The sequence below is a fragment of the Vannielia litorea genome (assembly GCF_018424695.1).
GTDB classification, from domain to species: Bacteria; Pseudomonadota; Alphaproteobacteria; order Rhodobacterales; family Rhodobacteraceae; genus Vannielia; species Vannielia litorea_A.
This window is the reverse complement of sequence record NZ_QTNQ01000024.1, coordinates 1-24,097: the sequence shown is the minus strand read 5'-3', so window position 1 is coordinate 24,097 and position 24,097 is coordinate 1. Positions and strand designations below refer to the sequence as shown.

The following is a 24,097-nucleotide window of genomic DNA, read 5'->3' as shown; positions in this document are numbered from 1 at the left end:
TAGCCTTTCGCCGCAGCGCAGGATATGCGCGGCGCGAACAGTCAAAGAGAGCCCCATGGACCTGCGCAACATCGCCATCATCGCCCACGTCGACCACGGAAAGACGACGCTCGTCGACGAGCTGCTGAAGCAATCCGGCGCCTTCCGCGAAAACCAGGCGGTGGCCGAGCGGGCGATGGACAGCAACGACCTCGAGCGCGAGCGCGGCATCACCATCCTCGCCAAAGCCACCTCGGTCGAGTGGAAGGGCACGCGGATCAACATCGTCGACACGCCCGGCCACGCCGACTTTGGCGGCGAGGTGGAGCGTATTCTGAGCATGGTCGATGGCGTGGTGCTGCTGGTGGATGCCGCCGAAGGGCCGATGCCGCAAACCAAGTTCGTGACCTCGAAGGCCCTCGCCCTTGGCCTGCGCCCCATCGTGGTGCTCAACAAGGTCGACAAGCCCGATGCCGAGCCCGACCGCGCACTTGACGAGGTGTTCGACCTCTTCGCCGCACTCGATGCCGATGAAGACCAGCTCGACTTCCCGCACCTTTACGCCTCGGGCCGCTCCGGCTGGTGCGACCCCGAGCTGGACGGCCCGCGCAAGGACCTGGACGCGCTGTTCAAGCTGATCGTCAACCACGTGCCCGCGCCCAAGCAGCAAAAGTACGCGGATGAGGATTTCCGGATGCTGGCCACCACGCTGGGCGCGGACGCCTTTATCGGGCGCACCCTGACGGGCCGCGTGGAATCGGGGCGCATCAAGGCCGGTGCAACCGTTCAGGCCCTCACCCGCAATGGCCAGAAGATCGAGCAGTTCCGCGTCTCCAAGATCCAGGCGTTCCGCGGGCTTGGCCTTCAAGAGATCGAAGAGGCCGTGGCCGGCGATATCGTGACGCTGGCGGGCATGGCCAAGGCCACCGTCTCCGACACCATCTGCGCGCTCGCCGTCGAAGAGCCGCTCGATGCCCAACCCATCGACCCGCCGACGATTTCGGTAACCTTCGGCATCAACGACAGCCCCCTTGCGGGGCGCGACGGTAAGAAGGTGCAAAGCCGGGTCATCCGCGAGCGCCTGATGCGCGAAGCCGAGGTGAACGTGGCCATCAAGGTCACCGACACGCCCGGCGGCGAGGCCTTCGAGGTCGCGGGCCGGGGCGAGCTGCAAATGGGCGTGCTGATCGAGAACATGCGCCGCGAGGGCTTCGAGCTTTCCATCTCGCGCCCGCAGGTGCTGATGCGCGAGGAAGACGGTCAACGGCTGGAGCCGATCGAAGAGGTCACCATCGACGTGGATGACGACCACTCTGGCGCGGTGATCGAAAAGCTCACCGGCGCGCGCAAGGGCGACCTCGTGGAGATGAAGCCTGCAGGCGCGGGCAAGACCCGGATCATCGCCCATGTGCCCTCGCGCGGGCTCATCGGTTACCACGGCGAATTTCTGACCGACACGCGCGGCACCGGCGTGCTCAACCGCGTGTTCCACGGCTGGGCCCCCCACAAGGGCCCCATCCCGGGCCGCCGCGCGGGGGTGCTGATCTCGATGGATGCGGGCGAGGCCGTGGCCTATGCGCTGTGGAACCTCGAAGACCGGGGCCGCATGTTCCTTGGCGCGCAGGCGCCGGTGTATCAGGGCATGATTATCGGCGAACACAGCCGCGAGAACGACCTCGAGGTGAACCCGCTGAAGGGCAAGAAGCTGACCAACGTGCGCGCCTCGGGCTCGGACGAAGCAGTGCGGCTGACCACGCCCATCACAATGTCGCTCGAAGAGGCGATTGCCTACATCAACGACGACGAGCTGGTCGAGGTCACGCCCAACGCGGTGCGTCTGCGCAAACGCCACCTTGATCCGCATGAGCGCAAGCGGGCTGCGCGCTCAGAGGGGTAGCCGGGCGGCCTCCCCCGCCCTAGGTTTGGAGCAAAGGGAGGCCTACCCATGCAAAAGATCCAATCCCAGGGCGTGCATCACATCACCCTGACCGGTGCCGACCGGCAAACATCCATCGACTTCTGGGAGGGCATGCTGGGCATGCCCTTCATCTTCGAGCAGCCCAACCTCGACAACGCCGAGGAAAGCCATCTCTACTTCGATCCCGGTGACGGGCGGCTGATTACCATCTTCACCAACGAGAACCGCAAGGCCGACCGGCGGCGCACGCCCACCGAGCCGGGCTGCGTGCATCACATCGCCTTCATCGTCTCCAAGGCCACGTGGAACCAGGCCGAGGCCCGGCTGGAAGCGCGCGGCATCGGCCATTCCGGCCCCAAGGACCGGGGCTTCATGGATTCCCTCTATTTCAAGGATCCGCTCGGCCTGCTGATCGAGCTGGCCGCCTACAAGTTCGAGCCGCCCGCAGGCTGCACCCACGCCGAGGTGCTGGCCGAGGCGCACAAGATCCGGGTGGCTGCGGGGGACGAGGCGATTGCCGATGTGCACCTTGCCGATGCAATCGAGGCGCTGGTCACGCGCCGCACGGGCACGCTCTCGGAGGACCGGAGCGCGAAGAACCCTTACGCCTGAACGGCTTACTCCGAGGTTTCCACCACCATCAGCTCGCGCTCGGAGGCCCCTTTGGCGTGGCTCAGCGCCTCCTGGTACTCGGGCGAGTTGTAGCAGGCCACGGCCTCTTCGACCGAGGGGAACTTTGCCACTACGTTGCGCGGGCGTTCCTTGCCCTCAAGCTGCACGAACTTGCCGCCGCGCGCGATGAAGCTGCCGCCGTGCTTGGCAATGGCCGGTCCGGCCAGCTCGGCATATTTGCCGTAGGCCTCGGCGTCGGTCACGGTGACGTGGGCGATCCAGAGTGCGGGCATGTTTTATCCTCCGATGATGGCTTCGGCCGCGGCAATGGCCTCGGGCGCCTTCGACGGGTCCGCCCCGCCGCCCTGCGCCATGTCGGGCCGGCCACCGCCGCCCTTGCCGCCAAGCTCTGCCACGGCAGCCTTTACGAGGTCCACCGCCGAGAGCTTGTCGGTCAGGTCGGGCGTGACACCGGCGGCCACCGCCGCCTTGCCGCCCGCATCGGCCACCAGCAACACCGCGCCGGAGCCGAGCTTTTCCTTGTGGGCGTCGATCAACCCGGGCAAATCCTTGCCCGTCACGCCCGAGAGCGCCAGGGCGATGAAGGCCACGCCGTTGATCTCTTTCACCTCCGCCTTGGCCTCGCCGCCGCCCGACATCGCCAGTTGCTGGCGCAGCTGGGCCACTTCGTTGGTCAGGCTCTTGCGCTCGTCGAGTAACGACTTCAGCCGGGCGATCACATCCGGACCGCTCGTCTTGAGCAGGCCTTCGATCTCGCTTAGCGCCACGTCGCGCCCGCGCAGCTCGGCCAGGGCGGCCTCACCCGTCAGCGCCTCGATCCGGCGCACACCGGCAGAGCTCGCGGCCTCGGAAGTCAGCGCGAAAGCGCCAATGTCGCCCGTGCGGCCCACATGCGTGCCGCCGCAGAGCTCGATCGACCATGTCTTTCCGTCGCTGCCCTTGCCGGTATCAGCCCGGCCCATGGAGACAACGCGCACCTCCTCGCCATACTTCTCGCCAAAGAGCGCCTGCGCCCCGATGGCGCGTGCATCGTCCGGCGTCATGATCCGGGTTTCCACCGGCGTATTCTGCCGGATGAAGGCGTTTACCTCGCGCTCGATCTCACCGATCTCCTCGGCGGACAGCGCCTTGCCGTGAGAGAAATCAAAGCGCAGCCGATCCGGCGCATTCAGCGATCCGCGCTGCGCCACATGGTCGCCAAGCGCGCCGCGCAGGGCCTCGTGCAGCAGGTGTGTGGCCGAGTGGTTGGCGCGGATCAGGCTGCGGCGGGCGTGATCCACCGTAAGCTCCGCGCCCTGCCCAACCTCGAGCGTGCCCTCCTCGACGCGGGCGAAATGGATGAACACGCCCGCCACCTTGCGCGTGTCTGTCACCACGGCGCGCCCGGTCTCGGATTTCACCAGCCCGGTATCCCCGACTTGGCCGCCACTTTCTGCGTAGAACGGCGTCTGGTTGACAACCAGCTGAATTTCATCGCCTTTCGCCGCCTTGTCAGCCTTCTCACCGGCCTTCACCAGCGCGAGGATCTGCCCTTCGGCAACTTCTGTGTCATAGCCCAGAAACTCCGTGGCGCCGCTCTCCTCGGCCATGTCATACCATAGCGCATCATCCGCGGCATCGCCGGTGCCGGCCCATGCGGCGCGGGCCTTGGCCTTCTGTTCGGCCATCGCGGTATCGAAGCCCTCGGTGTCCACCGCCCGACCCTTCTCACGAAGCGCATCCTGCGTGAGGTCGAGCGGGAAGCCATAGGTATCATAGAGCTTGAAGGCCGTCGCACCGGGCAGCTCGGCGCCCTCGGGCAGCCCACCCAGCTCGTCGTCCAGCAGCTTCAACCCGCGATCGAGCGTCTGGCGGAAGCGGGTTTCCTCGGCCAGCAGCGTCTCCTCGATGAGCGCCTTGGCGCGGCCCAGTTCCGGGTAGGCCCCGCCCATCTGGCGGACCAGCTCGGGCACCAGCCGATGCATCATCGGGTCTTTCGTACCCAGGAGATGCGCATGGCGCATCGCGCGGCGCATGATCCGCCGCAGCACATAACCGCGCCCGTCGGACGCAGGCATCACACCATCGGCGATGAGGAAGGAGGTGGAGCGCAGGTGGTCGGCTATCACCCGGTGATGCACCGAGCCGTCGCCATCGGGATCGGAGGAGCTGACGTTGGCCGAGGCCTCGATCAGTGCGCGCATCAGGTCGGTGCCGTAGTTGTCATTGGTGCCCTGGAGCAGGGCCGCCACCCGTTCGATGCCCATGCCGGTATCGATTGACTGCGCCTCCAGCTCCCGCCGGCTGCCGTCCTCGAACTGCTCGTATTGCATGAACACGAGGTTCCAGATTTCCACAAAGCGGTCGCCGTCTTCCTCCGGCGTTCCCGGAGGGCCGCCCCAATACTTCTCGCCATGGTCATAGAAGATTTCGGTGCAGGGGCCGCAGGGACCGGTGTTGCCCATCTGCCAGAAGTTGTCATTGGTGGCGATGCGGATGATGCGCTCATCCGGCAGCCCGGCGACCTTCTTCCACAGGTCGGCCGCCTCGTCATCGGTGTGATAAACCGTGACCAGCAGCTTGGAGGCGTCAATGCCCAGCTCCTTCGTCACCATCTCCCAGGCAAAGGGAATCGCCTGCTCCTTGAAATAGTCGCCGAAGGAGAAGTTCCCCATCATTTCAAAGAAGGTGTGGTGCCGTGCGGTATAGCCCACGTTGTCGAGATCATTGTGCTTGCCTCCCGCGCGCACGCATTTCTGCGCGGTGGTAGCACGGGTGTAATCGCGGTGTTCGACCCCGGTGAACAGGTTCTTGAACTGCACCATCCCCGAGTTGGCAAAGAGCAAGGTCGGGTCGTTGCGGGGCACCAGCGGGGAACTGTCGACAACCTCGTGGCCCTGTCGGGCGAAGTAGTCGAGAAAGGCGGTGCGGATGTCGTTGAGCGTGCGCATTATCTTGTTCCGAAAGGGCGGAAAGTGGGTCCGGGCAGGTTTAGCCCCCTGCCCCGGCACTGTCCACGGGCGAATGCGAAAAGGGCGGCCGTTGCAGGCCGCCCTGTGTCATCGGATATCTCTTGGGTCAGCCCTCGAAGAGCTCGTCGTCTTCGCTTGCGGCCGCCTTCTCACCGCCCGGCATGTCGAAGTCGAGCCCGTGGGAGGCGCGGATCTTGTCTTCGACTTCCAGCGCCATATCGGGGTTATCGCGCAGGAACTGCTTGGCGTTCTCGCGGCCCTGACCGATCCGCTCGTCTCCGTAGGAATACCAGGCACCCGATTTCTCCACGACGCCGGCCTTCACCCCCATGTCGATAAGCTCGCCCATCTTCGAGATGCCTTCGCCATACATGATGTCGAACTCGACCTGCTTGAACGGCGGCGCGACCTTGTTCTTCACCACCTTCACGCGGGTCGAATTGCCCACCACCTCGTCACGATCCTTGATCGAGCCGATGCGGCGGATATCGAGGCGGACAGAGCTGTAAAACTTCAGCGCGTTGCCGCCCGTGGTGGTTTCGGGGCTGCCGAACATCACGCCGATCTTCATCCGGATCTGGTTGATGAAGATCACCATGCAGTTCGAGCGGCTGATCGAGCCGGTGAGCTTGCGCATGGCCTGGCTCATCAGGCGGGCATGCACGCCAACGGAGCTGTCGCCCATGTCGCCTTCCAGCTCGGACTTCGGCGTGAGGGCCGCGACCGAGTCGACGACAACGAGGCTAACGGCGCCGGACCGCACCAGCGTGTCGGTGATCTCGAGCGCCTGTTCCCCGGTGTCGGGCTGGGAGATGAGCAGCTCGTCGAGGTCGACGCCGAGCTTGCGGGCATATTGCGGGTCGAGCGCGTGTTCGGCGTCGACGAAGGCGCAGACGCCGCCCTTCTTCTGCTCTTCGGCCACGCAATGCAGCGTGAGCGTCGTCTTGCCCGAGCTTTCGGGGCCGTAGATTTCGATGATGCGGCCCTTGGGCAGGCCGCCGATGCCGAGCGCGATGTCGAGACCAAGGGAGCCTGTCGAGGTGGCCTCGATGTCCTTGAGCACATTGTCGCCGCCGAGCTTCATGATCGAGCCCTTGCCGAACTGCCGCTCGATCTGTGAAAGCGCGCTGTCGAGCGCCTTCTGCTTGTCGCTGTTGCCTGCTTTGCCCATATCCAGAAGTTTCGCTGTGGCCATTGGTTTCCGTCCTTATTCCACATGCCGGTTGGGCCGGCAATGACTGCTGTTGTTCACCTCTTGTTCCGCAAGTTATGCGATCAAAACGAGAACAAAGCAAGATGAATCTTGATGGCCTCAGTGTTGACGGCCCTTGGTTAATGAAGCGTGAACGTTTACGAAAAACGGCGCAAAGCAGGTTGTGAGGGTTTGGATGCTGGTATTCTGGGACGCGCGGCTGGTGCTTCTGGCGACCCCCAAGACGGGCACGCATGCGCTGGAATCGGCCCTCGGAAACGAGGCCGATATCGCCTTCCGCCATCCGCCGCTGGTCAAGCACATGGGATTTGCCTGGGTCAACCGGCTGATGCCGCGCATTGTGGGTGAAGAGGAGTGGCCGTCGTTCCGCACCGTGGCCGCCATGCGCGAGCCGCTGGACTGGCTTGGCAGCTGGTATCGCTACCGCCGGCGCAACGACCTGATCGGTCAGAGCAATTCGACGCGCGACATGGATTTTTCGACCTTCCTGCGCGGCTACCTGACGGATCCCCAACCCGATTACGCCAAGCTTGGCCGGCAATGGAAGTTCCTGACACGGGAGAACAAGCGTGTGGGCGTCGATCATCTCTTTGCTTATGAAAACATCGGCGAGATGGTCAGCTTTCTTGAAAACCGGCTCGACCGGACGATCACGCTGGAGACCGAGAATGTCTCGCCCAAGGCCAAGCTGGAGGTCGATCCAGAGCTTGCGGCCCCCCTGGCCAAGGCGCTCGAAGAGGACTTTCGGCTCCATGACGCGCTGATCAGCGGCGGGGATTGGAAGAACATCTAGAGGGCGGGCACAACGGGCGGCGGCGAAGACGTTGTCCGCCGTTGGGCGGCGTTCTCGCGAATTGGCCCCTCAGTGGATCTGGTCATGCACCGTGGCCGTCAACTCGTTGAGAGAAAACGGCTTGGGCAGAAAGACCGAATTCGGAATGAGCGCCTGTTCGCTGTCGAAACTGTCTTCGGCGTATCCCGAGACAAAGATAACCTTCACATCGGGGCGCATTTCCAGCGCCTTCTTGACCCAGCTCGGGCCGTCCATGCCCGGCATGATGACATCGGTCACGAAGACATCGACCTTGAGTTCGATATCCTCGAGCATCGAAAGGGCCTCCTCGGCGTTTTCGGCCTCGAGAACGGTGTAGCCGCGCATGCGCAGGGCGCGGGATGCAAAGGCGCGGACCGGGGCCTCGTCCTCCACCAGCAGAACGACGCCCTCGCCCTTCCCTGCCGGCTCGCGCGGCAGCGTGTCGAGCGCGGTGCGCGGGGCCTCTGCCGGGCGTTCGTAGGCGGGGAAGTAAAGGGTAAAACTGCTGCCCTGGCCATGCACCGAATCGGCGAAAATGTAGCCGCCGCTCTGCTTCACGATCCCGTAGGCCGTGGACAGCCCAAGCCCGGTGCCTTCACCGGGGCGCTTGGTTGTCCAGAAAGGCTCGAAGATCTTTTCGATCTTGTCCGGCGCAATGCCCACACCCTCATCGGAGACCGAGACCACCACATATGTGCCCGCCGGCACGGTGGCGCGGTCACGCTTGAGCTCTTCGTCGAGCGTTCGCGTCTGGGTTTCGACGGTGATGGTGCCCCCCTCCTTCATCGCATCGCGCGCATTCACCACGAGGTTCATGATGACCTGCTCAAGCTGGCGCTTGTCCGCACGGATGGCGGGCAGGTCGGGCTCATGGGTCAGTGTGAGGCTGACACGCTCGCCGACGAGACGATTGAGAAGATGCCCGAGGTCAGACAGCGTGTCGCGCATGTCGAGCACCTCGGGCTGGAGGTTCTGCTTGCGGGAAAAGGCCAGCAGCTGGCCGACAAGGCTGGCGGCCCGATTGGCGTTCTGGTTGATCTGCACGAGATCGCCGTAATCCGGATCGCCCTGGTCATGGCGCAGGAGCAGAAGGTCACAATGGCCGGAGATCGCGGTGAGCAGGTTGTTGAAATCATGCGCCACGCCACCGGCGAGCTGGCCTATGGCCTGCATCTTCTGGCTCTGCACGAATTGTGCCTCGAGCGTCTTCAGCTCGGTCGCATCTGTAAGAACCGCGACCAGAGAAGGCTCTCCATCCTCTACCACGCGGCTGAGCGAAATCTGCAGGAAAACGTCCTTCACCGGCAGCTTGGCGCGGGCAACTTCCGGACGCAGCGGGCCCCGCCCTTCAGCCGCTTCCGTTACCCAGTCGCGCACCGAGCGGCCCAACCCTTCCACCAGTTCGGAGAACGGCATGTCGATCAGCCGGTCCTCGCCCAGCAACTCGCGGGCCAGCCGGTTGGCCATGGAGACAGCGCCGTCCCGCCGGATGCGCATCAGCGCGACGGGCAGGTGATCCAGCAGTTCCGGCGAGGTTGCGGCCACCGTTGAAGGCCGCTCTGCCCCCTGAGCCGCAGGCAGCAGGTAAACCTCGCGCCGACCGCCCTGCCCCGCGATCTCCACCGCGTAACACTGCAATTCGCCTGCCGGACCAGAGATGCGCTGGGGGCCGCTCACCCCCTCCTCGGTGGCATCGAGAATGACATCGGACAGCCGCTTGGCGCGCCCGCCAAGAACGCGACGCAGCGCCTCGTTCATGAACAGCACCGCGCCCGCCTTGTTCACCGTCATCATCGGCAGGCTGAGGCTTTCGGCGCCGCGCCCGCCGTCACGTTCCACGAGGTCTTCCATCCGCCACAGAAAGCCCTCCTCCCCCAGCCGGTGGACCACCAAGCGCATGTGGCCCTTGCGCGTGACCACGTCTTCGCTGGCATGGCCACGCGCCTCGGCCCGCGTCTCGAGGCGGCTCAGGAGGGCTGCCGGGTTTGCCAGGAGTTCGCGCAGAATGCGCGGCAGGGTCTCTCCGGGCTCTGCGGAAAAGCGTTTGCGCGCGCTCTTGTTGAGGTGAGACACGGCCCCGTCGAGGCCGGTGGTGAAACAGGGCGCGGAATCATGCTCGGTGAAGCCCGCGACGGTTTCGGCCATCTGCTGCTCGACGCTGGCCTGCCGCCCCGAGAGCAGCTGCATCAGCACCACCAGCGCCATCAGCGTGGAGCCTGCCGCAATGCACAGCAGCGAGATCATTGGCGAGGGCAGCGCCACGCCCACCCCCAAGAAAACGACCGCAACGCCAAAGATGTGCCAGGCACGCCCCTGAAAGGCCCGCGCTGTGCGCGCAAGCGGCGTCGGGGTCAGCGCAGAGTGCGACACGAGTTGGCCTCCCTTCGATTCGTTGCACCGCAGAGTCGCCCGAAAATCGTTAATCGCCGATTAATTCTGTTCCGGTTCCGCGCCGTCCCGGCGCCTCAGCCTCGCCCGGACCGGCGAAACACTGCAAGAAAAAAGCCGTCTCCGCCATCCAGCGGCGTCAGCCGTCTCTGGCGCTCGAGGGTCCAGCCAGCGTGCCGGGCCAGAAACCCCTCGGCCTGCTCGGAATTCTCCGCATCCAGCAGCGAGCAGGTCATATAGGCCAAGGCGCCGCCCGGAGCCACGAGGCCTGCGGCGGTGTCGAGAATCTGCGCCTGTGTCTTGCAGAGGCTGTCCAGCCCCGCCCGGTCGAGCCGCCACTTGGCCTCGGGCTGACGGCGCCACGCGCCGGAGCCGGAACAGGGCACATCCGCGACCACCAGCTCAAAGCGGCCCTGCGGAGACGCGGTAATCTCGATCTCCGCACCAGCCCGCGCCGCGCGCGCAGGGATGTCGTTCATCCGCTGGGCATGGGCATCATGCGCCACGAAGCGCAGGCCCGGCGCGCGGGCCGCGAGGGCGAGGCTCTTGCCGCCGCCACCGGCGCAGTAATCGAGCAAGCGGCCCGCTTCGGGCAGCGGAATATCGGCGCAGACCGCCTGCGAGCCCGCGTCCTGCAACTCCACGACCCCCTCAGCAAAGGCCGCTGTCTGGCGCAGACGGCGCGCGCCTGAGGTGACCCGCAGGGCAGTTTCGGCGAGCGGATGCGACTCCGCCTCGATCCCCTCCCCGGCCAGCGCGGTGCGGGCCGCATCGCGCGATGCCTTCAGCGCATTGACCCGCAGAAACACCTCTGCCCGCGACTGCATGGCCCGGCAAACCGGCTCGAACCCCTCATCAAGCGCCGCGCGCAGATCCTCGGCGAGCCAATCGGGCACATCCAGCGCCTCGGCATCTTGTGGCACCCGCCCGGAGGCCGCCTCCTGGGAGGAGAGCGGCGCCGGGGCATGGCCCTCGCCGGTGAAAACCTCTGCCGGGTCGCGCCCCTCGGCGCGCAGCAGGCCCAGCATCAGCGCCCGGCCCGTTTCTCCGCCGCCAAGGGCTGCGAAACTGCGCCAGCAGCGCAGCGCGTCGAACACATGATCGCGGATCGCGGCCCTGTCCTTGGAGCCGGCAAAGCGATGCGCCCGGCCCCAGCGGCTGAGCGCCTGCTCGGCAGCAAGCCCGCCGCCGATGGCGTCAAGCACCTCGGCGGCGGCACTGATGCGGGCGGCAGGGGTCATCGCACTTCAACTCCCACCCGCAACCCACTTACCCGATACGGTAATTCGGGCTCTCGCGGGTGATCTGCACGTCATGCACGTGGCTCTCTTTCAGCCCGGCGCCGGTGATCTTCACGAACTGGCAGTTGCGGCGCATCTCTTCGACGGTCGCGCAGCCGGTGTAGCCCATGGCCGCCCGCAGACCGCCCACGAGCTGGTGAATCACCGTGCCCGCCGAGCCCTTGTAAGGCACCTGCCCCTCAATGCCCTCGGGCACAAGCTTGTCAGAGGCGGCATCCTTCTGGAAGTAACGGTCAGCCGAGCCGCGCGCCATGGCGCCGAGCGAACCCATACCGCGGTAGGCCTTGAAGCTGCGGCCCTGGTAGAGGATCACCTCGCCCGGGCTCTCATCGGTGCCCGCGATCATAGAACCGACCATGGCGCAGGAGGCCCCGGCGGCGATGGCCTTGGCGAAATCGCCGGAAAACTTGATGCCCCCGTCTGCAATCACCGGCACGTCGCCCGCCGCCGCCGCGCAATCCATCACCGCGGTGAGCTGGGGCACGCCCACCCCCGCCACCATCCGCGTGGTGCAGATCGAGCCTGGCCCGATGCCCACCTTCACCGCATCCGCGCCCGCGTCGATCAGCGCACGGGTGGCCTCGGCTGTGGCCACGTTGCCCGCGATGATCTGCACCTCGTTCGAGAGCTTCTTGGCCCGCTTCACCGCCTCGATCACCCCTTCGGAATGGCCATGGGCGGTGTCGATCACCACGATGTCCACCTCGCTGTCGATCAGCGCTTCGCTGCGCTCGAAGCCCGCATCCCCCACCGAGGAGGCCGCCGCCACCCGAAGCCGCCCCAGGCTGTCCTTGCAGGCGGTGGGGTTGAGCACCGATTGCTCGGTGTCCTTCAGGGTGAGCAGGCCGGTAAGCTTGCCGCTCTCATCGGTGACCAGCAGCTTCTCGATCCGGCGGGCGCGCATGAGGCTGATCGCCTCGTCGCGGTCGGCAGGCTCGCGCAGGATGGCGAGGTTTTCGCTCGTCATCATCACCTTCACCGGGGTTTCATCGGTCTGGGCGAAGCGCATGTCGCGGTTGGTGACGATCCCTACCACCCGGTGCTTCTCATCCACCACCGGGAAGCCGGTGAAGCCATAGCGCTCGGTCAGGGCGCGGGCATCGCCCAGCGTCTGCTCGGGCGTCAGCGTGACGGGGTTGTAGACGATGCCGCTCTCGAAGCGCTTCACCCGGCGCACCTCGCGCGCCTGCTCCTCGATCGAAAGGTTCTTGTGGATCACCCCGATGCCACCCGCCTGCGCCATGGTGATGGCCATGCGCCCTTCGGTCACCGTATCCATCGCCGAGCTCAGCAGCGGAATGTTCATGGAGATGGCCCGCGTCACCTTGGTCTGGGTGTTGGCGGTCGAGGGCAACACGTGGCTCTCGGCGGGAACGAGCAAAACATCGTCGAAGGTCAGCGCCTCGCGAATCTCCATCACGGCTCTCCTTGTGAGGGTTCGGTTGGCGCTTCCCTATTTCATGGATGCTGCAAAAGCGAAAGGGCTTATCGTGGTGTCACGCCAGAAGGCTGCCAGGTCTGGCGGTCACTCTGCCGTGACGCGGGCAGCGAGATCGGCGAAGATCTCCTCCGTCGAGGGGCTTTGCACGGTTTCAGTGACGAAGCCCCATGAAAACAGCGTCTCCGCCTCGTATTGCCGGTTGATCCGCAGGTAGAGCGGCGTCAGCTCCGCCGGGCGGATGATCCCGGTGGGCGGAAGCGCTACCAGCATGTGCACGCCCTTGAGATCCTCCGGCACCGGCGCGGGATACCAGGCGGGCGGATCGAATGGCGCCTCCTCCCACCAGACCGGCGGAAGGGAGATGAAGGCATAGCGAAACCGACCCCGCGTTGCGCGGTCGGGCGTGGGATCGTTCAGATTGGTGCGCGCCACCAGCTCCCCCCGGTTGTCGATCAGCGCCGGGTAGAGGCTGACGGTTTCGGCCTCGGTCACGAAGGGCAGCGTGGCGAAGTCGCAGGGCCAGCAGGTGATGCCCGCGTGGTTGCCGTCTTGCAGGTGGATCAGTGCGCCGGGCTCCAGCACCAGCCGGTCGGCCTGAGGCTCGGAGGCGGCAAGGCGCGCGGTGATCCGGGCGCTCTCGACCCGCTGGAGCACCGGCGAGATGCAGCTTGCCGCCACCGCCAGGACAACCCCCACCGCCCAGGCCCAACCGCGCCGCCCGTTCACCAACCAGATCAGCAGGCCGATGCCCCCGGCAACGGCAAGGGTGGCAAGCACAGCGGCGACATAGGGCAGCGCCATTGCGATGAAGAAGATCACTTCCATGGCGCGCAGTTAGGCCCGCTCTACCCCGGGGCGCAAGATGCTCAAAGCCGCGCGCCCTCATCCGGGCCGTCGTCAAATGACGCGGTGCGGCGAAAGGCGATGGTCAGCACGCTGGCGCCGATCAGCACGTTGATGGCGTAAACGACACTCGACGCAAAATCGACCAGCGAGGTCCACCAACGCGATACTGCCTCCTGACCGGGCTCCCACAGCCCGTCACTGTTCATCGCGACGAAAGCGACGAAGAAAGCGGCCAACACCGGCACCCAGAGCAGCGCGGACCATGCGGCGGCAGAAGCGAACCAGCGGCGAAAGCTGGATTTGGCCGCGCGGCTCCAAACACAATCCCGCTCGATCGCCACCGCCGGCAACGCCCGGGCGAAGTTGAAAAACAGAAAGATCCAAAGCCAAGGCACGGGGAGCAAGGCCAATAAGCTTTCGGGGCCAGTCAAAAGGCTAAAGGGGAAGCTGAGTTCCTCCTCAAGAAGGAAAACATCAGGTTCGGTGACCGGGCTAAGAAAGTCCTTGCCCAAACCCACAAGCCAGAGCAGCAGAACAGCCACCCCCAATGTGACGACCATCGCCCCCAACACGGCCATGAACCAGCCGACTGCATAGCGCATCACTGGCTGGCGATAGCGCGTGCCCATCGGCCCCGGCCTTTCCTCCAGCAGCGCCGCCCGGTGCCAGCCGACAGCCGCCCAGGAAAAAACGACGAAGTCGAGAATGATCGGAAGGAGCCCGTAGCCGTCGGGCTGAAGGCGCCAATAGAGTTCATAGGTCAGGGCAGAGATGAGAAGCGGCAGCCAGATCACCCGCAGGGCCACACCGCGCCCGCGCCAGACCTCGCCGACTGCCGGCCAGAAAATACCCTTGAACTCCACCGTTTACCCCTCAGGCCATCAACAAGGCGCAGGCTTGTTCAAACAGGCCCGAGGGGCAAGGCGTTTCTCAGCCGAGATAGTCCGAGCGTTGCAGCCCGTACTTGGCCATCTTCTCGTTCAGCGTTCGGCGCGGCAGGCAGAGCTCGTCCATCACGTTGACGATGGAGCCTTTGTGGCGGCGCATGGTGTTGTCGATCAGCATGCGCTCGAAGGCCTCCACGTATTCCTTGAGCGGCTTGCCCTCGGTGGTCATCACCGGCTGCACCTCGCCCTCGTCGTTCATCAGCAGCGAGGCGATGGTGCCCGAGCCGCGGCGGGCCTGGAGCACGGCGCGCTCCGCGATGTTGATGAGTTGGCGCACGTTGCCCTGCCAGGGCGCCTGCAACAGCTGCGCCGCCTCCTGGGCAGTGACGGTAGGCGCCTCGCAGCCATATTCCTCGGCAAACTGCTCGGAGAGGCGGGTGAAGAGCATCAGGATGTCTTCGCCGCGCTGGCGCAGCGGCGGCAGGGTGATCTTCATCGCGGCGAGGCGGTAGTAGAGATCGGGCCGCAGCATGTCTTCGCTGGTCTTTCCCTGCTCCTGCAGGTTGCTCACGGCAACAATGCGGGTTTCGGCAGGCGCACCCTGCTCGTTGATGAACTTCAGGAGCCGCGCCTGGAGCCCGGGCGAAAGCGCCTCGATATCCTCAAGGCAAAGCGTGCCGCCCCGGGCCTCTTCCACCAGCGGCATGCGGCCCTTGTCGGGGTCACCATCGAAGAGCTGCGCGGCCAGCTCCTCCTCGTCGAAGGCGGCGCAGGAGACGATGACAAACTCCTTGGAGGCGCGGCTGCCCACGGCATGAAGCGCATGGGCGGCCAGCGTCTTGCCGGTGCCGGTCTCGCCGTCGATCAGCACATGGCCGTCGGCCTGGCCGAGATCGAGGATGTCTTCGCGCAGCCGCTCCATCACCGGAGAGGCGCCGATCAGCTTTTTCATGATCGTGGTGCCGCCACCAAGCTCGCGGCGCAGCGCGCGGGCATCCAGGTTCATGCGGCGGCGCTGGGTGGCCTTCTTGGCCAGTGCCGTCATCCTGTCGGGGTTGAAAGGCTTTTCGAGGAAGTCGAAGGCCCCCACCCGCATTGCCTCAACCGCCATCGGCACATCGCCATGGCCGGTGATCATGATGACCGGCAACGCGGAGTCCTGCGCCATGAGCTTTTTCAGCAGGGCCATGCCGTCCATCCCGGGCATCCGGATGTCGGACACCACCGCGCCGGGGTAGTCGGGGCCGATGCCCTTCAGCGCCTCTTCGGCGGAGGGGTAGGTTTCTGTCTCGAACCCGGAGAGCGCCAGCCACTGGCTGATGGATTGGCGCATGTCCTGTTCGTCGTCGATGATTGCGATCTTCATAGCCTGTGCCATGTTGTTGCTGGTGTCCTGCTCTATTCCGCTGCCGTGGCGCTGTCTTGGTGCAGCATGGGCAATTGTAACTCGAAAACGGCGCCGCCTGCCCTTCCGTTCCGAGCGGTGAGACGCCCGCCCAACTCGTTGATGATCCCCGAGGAGATGGCAAGCCCCAGACCGACGCCATCGCCCGGCGCCTTGGTGGTGTAGAAGGGCTCGAACAGATGATCGAGATCCTCGATTCCGTGCCCGTTGTCACGCAGGGTGAGCGTGGCGGTGTCGCCGGTGGCAAGGATCAGCTCAAGCGAGGGCTCTTCAACATCGCGCGTGGCGTCCAGCGCATTCCGGAAGAGGTTGACGAGCACCTGCTCCACCCGCAGCCTGTCGGCCCGGATCATCACCGGCGCGTTCGGAAGGCTGCGTGCGATCGCAACGTGGCGGGCACGCAATTGCGGCTCCATCATCGAAAGCGCGGTGCTCACCGCATCCCTTAGATCAAAGGGCTCGAAAGCCACGTCACCCTTGCGGGCATAGCTCTTGAGCTGGCGGGTGATCGCCCCCATCCGGCCAATCAGGTCGTCGATCCGCTGGAAGCTGGAAAGCGCCTCCTCGGGTCGCTTGCGTTGCAGCAGCAGCTTGGCCCCTGCGAGATAGGTGCGCATCGCCGCCAGCGGCTGGTTCAGCTCGTGGCTGACAGCGGCCGACATCTCGCCGAGCGCCGCCAGCTTGGAGCTTTGCGCAAGCGTCTGCTCGGCCACTTCAAGGCTGCGTTCGGCCTTCTCGCGCTCGGCGATTTCCCGCTGCAGGCGCAGGTTCAACTGGCGAAGTTCTGCCGACTCGCGCAGCGCCACGCGCCGCTCCGAGCGGGCCTTGCGTGACAGCCACCAGAACGAACCGGCAAGCAGCAGGGCGAAGCCCATGATCTCCAGCGCCAGCACCCCGTTCACCCGCTCGCGCACCGAGCTGTAGGCGGTGAAGGAGGTCATCCGCCAGCCCTGGAACGGGATGCGCCCGTCCGTGCGCATCACCGCCTCTCCGAAGAGGTAGGCATCGGGCGGGATGAAGCTCCAGTCGGCGGTGGCCTCGATGGCCCGTTCGATCGCCGAGGGCGCATCCTGCTCGGCCAGCGCCTCGTCAATCTGGTGGCCGCGCCAGCGCGGCTCGGTCGAAAGGATCACCTGGCCGGTCGAATCCGTCACCAGCACGGCATCGGAAATGCCCGACCACTGGCGCTCGAACTTGGCAAGATCGACCTCCACCACGATCACGCCCACGCCCTTGTTGTCGTGCCGGATCGTGCGGGAGTAGGCGAACTCCATGGCGTTGTTTTCCTGCAAATGCAGGGTGAACACCGTGGTATCGGCCCGCTGCGCCTCCACGAAATGCGGCTCGGTGCGGTGGTTGGCGCCCAGCTGGTTCCGGTCGGTCGCGGCAACGGCCCGGCCCGAGGTGTCGAGCATGACGATCGACTTGGCGCCGATCTCGTCACGAAACTCGATAAGCCGCTGCGAGGTTGTCAGAAAGTCGGAGGTGTTCAGCGCGCCGATCAGGGACGGGTCACGCGAGAGCAGCAGCGGCACCACCTGGCTGCGCTGCAACTCGGTGATGATGTTGCCCGCGTACAGCGCCTGACGCAGCTCGGCCTGGTTGCGGGTGGTCTCGGTGAAGCGCTGGGTGAGATAGTGGTTGGTCAGCCAAACGGTCACCACGGCCAGGGCAAGGATCACCACCCAGCCCAGCCGCAAGAGCGTCCGGCGCACCCCGCGCCGCTTGGAGGCCTCTTCTGTCATGGCGCGAGTTTAGGCCCTGGCGCGGGTTTGGGAAAGCATATCACGGCTCCGGTGCCGAAGAGGTGAGCCAATCCGCAGGCCGCTCTTCGGCGCCTTCGGCGGCTCATCGCAGCTGCGAAGAGGGCCTGAAAGGGCTGATGAGCTGCCCCCGGCGCGCCAGCTCAGGCCGAAACCAGCGCCTCGGCCAGCCCTTTGAACATCGCCGCACCATCGGTGCCGCCGTGCTGCGCATCCACCGCCCGCTCGGGGTGGGGCATCATGCCCAGCACCCGGCGATTCTCCGAGAGAACCCCCGCGATATCCCCCATAGAGCCATTGGGGTTGTCGGTGTAGCGGAAGGCCACCCGCCCCTCGGCTTCCAGCGCCGCGAGGCCCTCGGCATCGACGTTGTAGTTGCCGTCATGATGCGCGACCGGCACCACCAGCGCGTCGCCTTGCGCATAGCCCGAGGTGAAGGCGCTCTCGGCGCTGGCCACCGTCAGCCCGACGTTGCGGCAGACGAACTTGAGCCCGGCATTGCGCATCAGCACGCCCGGCAGCAGCCCGGTTTCGCAGAGCACCTGGAAGCCGTTGCAGATGCCCAGCACGAAGCCGCCCGCCTCGGCATGGGCCACAACCGACCGGCAGATCGGCGAGTTGGCCGCAATCGCGCCGCAGCGCAGGTAGTCGCCAAAGGAGAAGCCGCCGGGGATGCCCACCACGTCCACCCCGCTGGGCAGCGCAGTGTCCTTGTGCCAGACCCGCGCAACATCGAAGCCGGCCTGCTCGAAGGCCACGGCAAGGTCTCGGTCGCAATTGGAGCCGGGAAAGGTGATGACGGCGGCTTTCATGGGCTGTCTCCTGCGTCAGCGGGTGAAATCGGTGATGACGGCAACGCCGGGAGGGGCGGCACCGTCGAAGAGGGCAAGCTCGGCGCTGGCGTCTGAGAGGGCCACGCGGCGGGCGATGAGCGGCGAAAGATCGAGTTGGCCGCTCTCGATCAGCGAGAGCAGCGAAGGGTAACGCCACGCGGGCATGCCGCGCGTGCCGTAAATCGCAAGCTGGCCTGAGTAGACGGCATCCCACGGCAGGGTCATGTTCACATGGTCGCCCGCAGGCATGCCGATCTGCACCATCCGGCCCAGTTTGCGCAGACACTTCAAAGCGTTGGCCGTAGTCTGCCCGATACCGAGCGCCTCAAGCGCCAGATCGGCCCCGCCCTTGGTGATCTCGCGCACCGCCTCCACCGGGTCGCCTGCAGCGGCATTCACCACCTCATCGGCCCCGAGGGCTTTGGCATGGGCGAGCTTCTCCTCGACGACATCCACCATGACTACCCGCGCGCCAAGCGCCCGCGCGATCATCATCGCCGAAAGCCCGACGCCACCAGAGCCCCAGACGGCGAGCCATTCACCCGCCTTCAGCGCCGCGCGGCCGGTGAGCCCGTGCCATGCCGTGGTCGCGCGGCACCCGAGCGACGCTGCCAGCGCCGGGTCCATCCCCTCGGGCAGGGCCGCGAGGTTCACATCGGCGCGCGGCACGGCGATGCGCTCGGCAAAGCTGCCCGCCTGGGTAAAGCCCGGCAGCACCTGCCTGGCGCAGATCGTCTGGTTTCCGCTCTGGCAATCGGGGCAGCCGCCACAGGCAAGGATGAAAGGCGCAATCACCCGGTCGCCCGCCTTCCAGCGGCTCACGCCCTGCCCCACCTCGCGGATCACACCGCAGAACTCATGGCCCGGCACATGCGGCAGGCTCACATCCGGGTCCGCCCCCGTCCACACATGCCAGTCAGACCGGCAGATGCCACTGGCCAGAACCTCCAGCACCACGCCATCCGGCGGGCACTCCGGCTCCGGCAGGCTCTCGATGGCCAGCGCGGCGCGGAACTCTGTGAGTATGGCGGCCTTCATAACGAATCCTATCCTTTGAGCGGATTACGCTGCCTTAGCCCGGATCGCCGGTCAAAGCCAGTTGCCCATGAGCACGAAGGCCGACCAGAAGTAAGGATGGGCGAAGTCATCCACCGCGCCCTCCACACCGCCCGCTTTCAGGGCGGTCGCGGCACGGTTGCCGCCCTGCCCCGCGCCACCGCCACGCAGCATGGCAATCTGCGCCCGGCGCAGCGCCTCGGCCTTGTCTTCGCCGCGCACGTAGAGCCCGGCGTAGAAGTCTCCCATCAGCACCGGTGTCGCCGCATCGGCGACCGGCCAGAGCGAGGCGAGCACCGCGCTCGCGCCCCCCATCAGCGCCGCCGCGCCAAAGCCGTCGATCTCCGAGCCGTCGCCACCCCGCGCCGTCTGGCAGGCCGAGAGGGTGAGCAGGTCCACCCCCGTCATGCGAAACTTGCTGGTCCGCAGCTCCGAGAGCGGCAGCCGCGTGCCGTCACCCAGCAGCAGAAAGCTGTCGTCGTCCTGCCCGGGCCGCAGCGCAAAATGGGAGGCGATGTGCAGAAGCTCGGGCGGGTTGCGCAGGGTGCGGCGCAGGGCGCGGGTGTCAAACGCGCTGTCCAGAAGGGTCTGCCCCGCCAGAACGCCCTCGCCATCATCCGCCGTGAACAGCGCCTCGATCTCGGCCGCCACGCCGGGCAGCGCCGAGAAGCCCTCATGCGCCTGCGTCACCCCAAAGCCCGCCGCACTTTCCGGCGCACGCGGCGCGCGGGCGAATTGGGTCTGCACCGCGGCAACGTAGAGCGCGAAGGCGTAGTCCTCCACCAGATAGCGCTCGCCATCGTGCAGCGCCGCGAAAGGCACGTAGCGCAGCACCCCGTCGGCGTTGATCATCACAACCTCGGTGCCCGCCGTGCGCAGCGCGCCGCGGATGGGCGCGAACAGCACCTCATACAGCCCCTGCAAATGCGCCTCGGCCTCCGGACTGCGCGCCTCGATGGCCTGAAGCGTGTCAAACACCATCCGCCGCATCTCCGCGCGCGGGATCTCCACCTTCTCATGCACGGTGGCACCCGGCAGCGTCAGAAACAGGTGCGTGGCCTCTTCCAGCATCGCCAGTTGCAAGATCGCAGAGGGACGTTCCCGGGCCTCCAGAATGGCCTGGTAGGCGCCGGTGGCATCGAACCGGGCGGCAAAGCCCTCGCGCCGAACCTCCTCCACCTCCGCCAGAAAGGCCCCCACCTCGGCCTCAAAGGCGGCCTCAGCCTCGGCCATGGCATCTTCCAGCAGGAACAGCTGCTCTTCCTCCTCCGCCGTCGCCTCGCCCGCATCGAGCCGCACCGAAAGCGCCTCCCAGGCCGCGCGGGCCTCGACCGGGCGCAACGCCAGTTCGGCCAGCTTCTCGGCGTCGCTCTTCTCGGCATCGGTCAGCACCGCCACCGTGTCGCGCAGATCGGCCTCGCCGTCGCGTTGCAGGAACTCAAAGGCCTCCTGCTCCTTCTCCATGTTCAGCACCGCCTGCGCCTCGGAAAACCGACCCTCCTCGATCATCAGGTCCGCAAGATCGCGATAAAGTCGGCCCCACTCGGCACGCAGGCCCTCGGTGTCTTCCTCCGAAAGCCCCTGGTTCAGCGCGCGGATCTCCTGCTGCGCATTCACCGCCATCTTGCCGAACAGGATCGCCTTCTCGCGCTGCCCCCGGGCGGCGAAGATGTTGCGCATCAACTCGAAGGTCCAGCGCTGGTTGTTCAGCGAGGACTTCGGGTTCGCGGCGATGTAGGGCAGTATCTCGACCGCGCGCTTCATCGCCTCCTCCTGCCGCCCGAGGTCGAAGGCGATGAGCCCGAGGTTCACCCGCACCACCGAGGCACCGTAGCTGTGCGGCCCCCAATGCTTGTCGATCAGCGGCAGCGCCCGCATCGACCAGGCGCGCGCGGGCTCCAGCTCTTTCAGATACCAATAGGAGGCGCCGATATTGGCGGTGATGTTCGCCACCGCCACGCTTTCGGGCCCGGCCACGCGCTCGTAGATCTCCAGAGCATCCTCGTTCAGCCCAATGGCCTCCCGGTGCCGCTTGAGCCCGTCCAGCGCATTGGCTTCCAGCATCAGCGTGTTGGCCACGTAAAACTCCCGCTCCGGCTCCTGCTCGATGAACAGCCGGTAGACCTGCCGCGCAAGGCCCGCGTATTCGATCGCCTGGGCGTAGCTGGACAGCTCGTTGAAGGCCATGGCGGCGTTTTCAACGCAGGCCCCCAGCGTGAGGTTGACGGCCTGTTCCTCCCAGCGGTCCCCGATCAGGCCGATGCAGGCGTTCGCCCAGGCCAGGGCCTGCCCGTGCTCGGCCAGGGCCGAGTACATATTGGTCAGAAGACCTGCCGCCATGGCGGCATAATGGGCCCCCGTCGGATCGTCGACATCATAGCCGTCATAGGCAACCCGAAGGTAGCCAAGGATCTGCCGGCGCTCGGCATCCGTCAGGTCGGGCGCGGCCAGGAGGGGCAGAACGTAGTTATAGGCCGCCGTCGGCTCGCCCGTCCTGGCGGTTTCGTAAAATTCCTGCGCCGCACCGGGAAGATGCGGAAAGTCGAAGCCCTGTGGCTCCTGCGCCGCAACGGCAGCGGGCTGTGCGACCCAGAGGAGGGTCAGAAGAGCGAAAAGAAGACGCATGGGCAGGCACTAAAATTGACGCAGCGAAAGGTTAGGCGATGCGCGCCACCGGGCAAAGGGCCAAATACGGCGGGCTGCTCAGGACTGCGCCCCCCGGCGGCGCCAGCGCAGGAGCAGAAGGCTGGCAAACGCGGCGGGCAGCGCGGTGCCCAGCCCGAGCACGGCAAGCGCGCCGGGGATGATCCAGGTCCACGGGCCGGGGATGCGGACATCGCCGTTGGTGTCCGGGTCATAGAGGATGGTGCGGGAGGATCCGACGGGAAAGTTCCAGGCCGAATGCGACATCCCCGCACTGGCGCGCACCTCGCGGCCATCGGAGCGGGTGTAGCGGAAGACGGGGGCGTAGTTGGTCACCTCCCCTTCGAGCGGCGACCATCCCTCGTAGGCGCGCAGTTCCACCACCTCCCCCTCGGCCTCCGCCATGCCCATGGGCGCGAAGAGCGCTTCGACGGCAAAGAAAAACGCCGCCCCCAGCAAGAGCACAGGAAGGCACCAGACCAGAAGCCACATCCGGCCAGAGATTTCACGGACCCCGTCATAGCGGGTGCGCATCAGGAAAGCGTCAGACATGAGGTGGAGTTTGTCCCCTGACGCAGCGCGCGTCCAGTGGGCAGCTCTTCGGCCCTCCCGGCCCCTCATCGCAGCTGCGAAGAGGACCGCAAGGGCCGATGAGCAGCCCCGGCGCTCATGTTACATGTGGATCGCGTAGCTCTCGATCACCGTGTTCGCCAGGAGCTTCTCGCACATCGCCTTCACATCGGCCTCGGTGCTGCCCTCGGCCAGTTCCAGCTCGATCACCTTGCCCTGGCGCACGCCTTCGACGCCCTCGAAGCCCATGGCCCCCAGCGCCGATTTCACCGCCTCGCCCTGCGGGTCGAGCACCCCCTGCTTGAGCATCACGTCAACGCGAACTTTCATGCGCGTTCTCCTCAGTTGATCAGTGTTGGCTTGCCCATGGCCGCCGGGCCGCCATTGGGCAGCACGCCGAGGCGGCGGGCGACTTCGGTGTAGGCGTCGGTCAGGTTGCCCAGATCGCGGCGGAACACGTCCTTGTCGAGCTTCTGGCCGGTCTCGATATCCCACAGGCGGCAGCTGTCGGGGCTGATCTCATCGGCTACGATGAGCCGCATGAAATCATTCTCCCAGATCCGGCCGATCTCGATCTTGAAGTCGATGAGCTTGATACCCACGCCATACATCACGCCGCTGAGATAGTCGTTCACCCGCAGCGCGAGGGCCACGATATCGTCGAGATCCTGCTGCGTCGCCCAGCCGAAGGCGATGATGTATTCCTCGGGCACCAGCGGATCGCCCAACGCGTCGTCCTTGTAGGAGAACTCGATGATCGGGCGGGGCAGCTGCGTGCCCTCTTCCAGCCCCAGCCGCTTGGCCATGGACCCGGCGGCGAAGTTGCGCACGATCACCTCCAGCGGGATGATCTCGACCGAGCGAATGAGCTGCTCGCGCATGTTCAGCCGCTTCAGGAAGTGCGTCGGCACGCCGATGTTGTTGAGCCCGGTCATGAAGAACTCGGAGAGCCGGTTGTTCAGCACCCCCTTGCCCTCGATCGTGGCCTTCTTCTCGGCGTTGAAGGCGGTGGCATCGTCCTTGAAATACTGCACCAGAGTGCCCGGCTCGGGGCCCTCGTAGAGAATCTTCGCCTTGCCTTCGTAAACCAGCTTGCGTCGTGCCATGGGGTCCGTTCCAGATGCGGGCTGTGGCGGCGCCTGTCGCGGGCCGCGGATGTCACGCCGGGCTATAGTGCAAGGGCTGGCCCGCCGCAAGCAGAGCGCGGTGGCGCGGCCCCTTGGCGGCAGGTGTTCCGGAGGCTAGGGTCGGCCTGGCTCAGAACGCGGGCATCCGGAGGGGGAGATGGCAGAAGATTTTGCGGTGCTGGACTTTGCGCTGGTGGCGGCCGCGCCGCGGGCGGTGGTGCGGGCCATCGCCACCGCGACGGATGCGCGCGATCGGCCTGCAGAGGCCACCGGCCTTCTGGGGCGCCTGTTTGGCCGCCGCCGTGCCACCGCGCCCAACGGCCCCGCCC

General features: G+C 66.0%; 19 protein-coding genes. 3 read left to right on the top strand and 16 right to left on the bottom strand.

Annotation, left to right across the window (positions count from 1 at the left end; all coding sequences use genetic code 11):
• Positions 1 to 55 precede the first annotated feature (55 nt).
• Together typA and DYI42_RS10510 are read left to right on the top strand one after the other, a co-directional pair.
• Positions 56 to 1,876, top strand: coding sequence for a translational GTPase TypA (gene typA / locus DYI42_RS10515; protein WP_213545895.1), 1,821 nt, complete (start codon positions 56 to 58; stop codon positions 1,874 to 1,876).
• A gap of 48 nt (positions 1,877 to 1,924) precedes the next feature.
• On the top strand, positions 1,925 to 2,509 hold the full coding sequence (locus tag DYI42_RS10510; RefSeq protein WP_213545894.1) for a VOC family protein: 585 nt from the start codon (positions 1,925 to 1,927) through the stop codon (positions 2,507 to 2,509).
• A gap of 5 nt (positions 2,510 to 2,514) precedes the next feature.
• On the opposite strand, the gene DYI42_RS10505 is transcribed toward DYI42_RS10510, so the two are convergent.
• From DYI42_RS10505 to recA, 3 genes are all read right to left on the bottom strand, one after another.
• Complete coding sequence (locus DYI42_RS10505) at positions 2,515 to 2,802, bottom strand: DUF1330 domain-containing protein (RefSeq protein WP_213545893.1); 288 nt, start codon at positions 2,800 to 2,802, stop codon at positions 2,515 to 2,517.
• A 3-nt stretch (positions 2,803 to 2,805) separates the two neighbouring features.
• A complete protein-coding gene (alaS, locus tag DYI42_RS10500) occupies positions 2,806 to 5,460 on the bottom strand; it encodes an alanine--tRNA ligase (RefSeq protein ID WP_213545892.1) in 2,655 nt (884 codons plus the stop codon).
• Between the two features lie 127 nt (positions 5,461 to 5,587).
• A complete protein-coding gene (gene recA, locus DYI42_RS10495) occupies positions 5,588 to 6,676 on the bottom strand; it encodes a recombinase RecA (protein WP_213545891.1) in 1,089 nt (362 codons plus the stop codon).
• Positions 6,677 to 6,869: 193 nt separating this feature from the next.
• Here recA and DYI42_RS10490 point away from each other — a divergent pair, with 193 nt between their 5' ends.
• Complete coding sequence (locus DYI42_RS10490; RefSeq protein WP_213545890.1) at positions 6,870 to 7,487, top strand: gamma-glutamyl kinase; 618 nt, start codon at positions 6,870 to 6,872, stop codon at positions 7,485 to 7,487.
• A 69-nt stretch (positions 7,488 to 7,556) separates the two neighbouring features.
• On the opposite strand, the gene DYI42_RS10485 is transcribed toward DYI42_RS10490, so the two are convergent.
• The 13 genes from DYI42_RS10485 to purC form a co-directional block, all read right to left on the bottom strand.
• Complete coding sequence (locus DYI42_RS10485) at positions 7,557 to 9,752, bottom strand: hybrid sensor histidine kinase/response regulator (protein WP_213545923.1); 2,196 nt, start codon at positions 9,750 to 9,752, stop codon at positions 7,557 to 7,559.
• Between the two features lie 221 nt (positions 9,753 to 9,973).
• A complete protein-coding gene (locus tag DYI42_RS10480) occupies positions 9,974 to 11,137 on the bottom strand; it encodes an RsmB/NOP family class I SAM-dependent RNA methyltransferase (RefSeq protein WP_213545889.1) in 1,164 nt (387 codons plus the stop codon).
• A gap of 28 nt (positions 11,138 to 11,165) precedes the next feature.
• A complete protein-coding gene (gene guaB, locus DYI42_RS10475) occupies positions 11,166 to 12,614 on the bottom strand; it encodes an IMP dehydrogenase (protein WP_213545888.1) in 1,449 nt (482 codons plus the stop codon).
• A gap of 108 nt (positions 12,615 to 12,722) precedes the next feature.
• The gene (locus DYI42_RS10470; RefSeq protein ID WP_213545887.1) at positions 12,723 to 13,463 is read right to left on the bottom strand and encodes a hypothetical protein; all 741 of its coding nucleotides are present in this window, start codon (positions 13,461 to 13,463) and stop codon (positions 12,723 to 12,725) included.
• Positions 13,464 to 13,504: 41 nt separating this feature from the next.
• Positions 13,505 to 14,347 carry a hypothetical protein gene (locus DYI42_RS10465; protein WP_213545886.1) on the bottom strand — a complete coding sequence of 281 codons (843 nt, stop codon included), beginning with the start codon at positions 14,345 to 14,347 and terminating at the stop codon, positions 13,505 to 13,507.
• A 67-nt stretch (positions 14,348 to 14,414) separates the two neighbouring features.
• Positions 14,415 to 15,749 carry a sigma-54-dependent transcriptional regulator gene (locus tag DYI42_RS10460; protein WP_213545885.1) on the bottom strand — a complete coding sequence of 445 codons (1,335 nt, stop codon included), beginning with the start codon at positions 15,747 to 15,749 and terminating at the stop codon, positions 14,415 to 14,417.
• 20 nt (positions 15,750 to 15,769) lie between these two features.
• Complete coding sequence (locus DYI42_RS10455) at positions 15,770 to 17,521, bottom strand: sensor histidine kinase (RefSeq protein ID WP_213545884.1); 1,752 nt, start codon at positions 17,519 to 17,521, stop codon at positions 15,770 to 15,772.
• A gap of 161 nt (positions 17,522 to 17,682) precedes the next feature.
• On the bottom strand, positions 17,683 to 18,351 hold the full coding sequence (gene purQ / locus DYI42_RS10450; protein ID WP_213545883.1) for a phosphoribosylformylglycinamidine synthase subunit PurQ: 669 nt from the start codon (positions 18,349 to 18,351) through the stop codon (positions 17,683 to 17,685).
• Between the two features lie 15 nt (positions 18,352 to 18,366).
• On the bottom strand, positions 18,367 to 19,410 hold the full coding sequence (locus DYI42_RS10445) for a zinc-dependent alcohol dehydrogenase family protein (protein ID WP_213545882.1): 1,044 nt from the start codon (positions 19,408 to 19,410) through the stop codon (positions 18,367 to 18,369).
• Positions 19,411 to 19,461: 51 nt separating this feature from the next.
• Positions 19,462 to 22,053, bottom strand: a complete 2,592-nt coding sequence (locus tag DYI42_RS10440; RefSeq protein WP_213545881.1) for a CHAT domain-containing protein — start codon at positions 22,051 to 22,053, stop codon at positions 19,462 to 19,464.
• 78 nt (positions 22,054 to 22,131) lie between these two features.
• The gene (locus DYI42_RS10435) at positions 22,132 to 22,623 is read right to left on the bottom strand and encodes a DUF3592 domain-containing protein (RefSeq protein ID WP_213545880.1); all 492 of its coding nucleotides are present in this window, start codon (positions 22,621 to 22,623) and stop codon (positions 22,132 to 22,134) included.
• Positions 22,624 to 22,743: 120 nt separating this feature from the next.
• Positions 22,744 to 22,971 (bottom strand): phosphoribosylformylglycinamidine synthase subunit PurS, encoded by a 228-nt coding sequence (gene purS / locus DYI42_RS10430; protein WP_213545879.1) that lies wholly within the window; start codon positions 22,969 to 22,971, stop codon positions 22,744 to 22,746.
• Between the two features lie 11 nt (positions 22,972 to 22,982).
• The gene (gene purC, locus DYI42_RS10425) at positions 22,983 to 23,747 is read right to left on the bottom strand and encodes a phosphoribosylaminoimidazolesuccinocarboxamide synthase (RefSeq protein ID WP_213545878.1); all 765 of its coding nucleotides are present in this window, start codon (positions 23,745 to 23,747) and stop codon (positions 22,983 to 22,985) included.
• Positions 23,748 to 24,097: the final 350 nt, after the last annotated feature.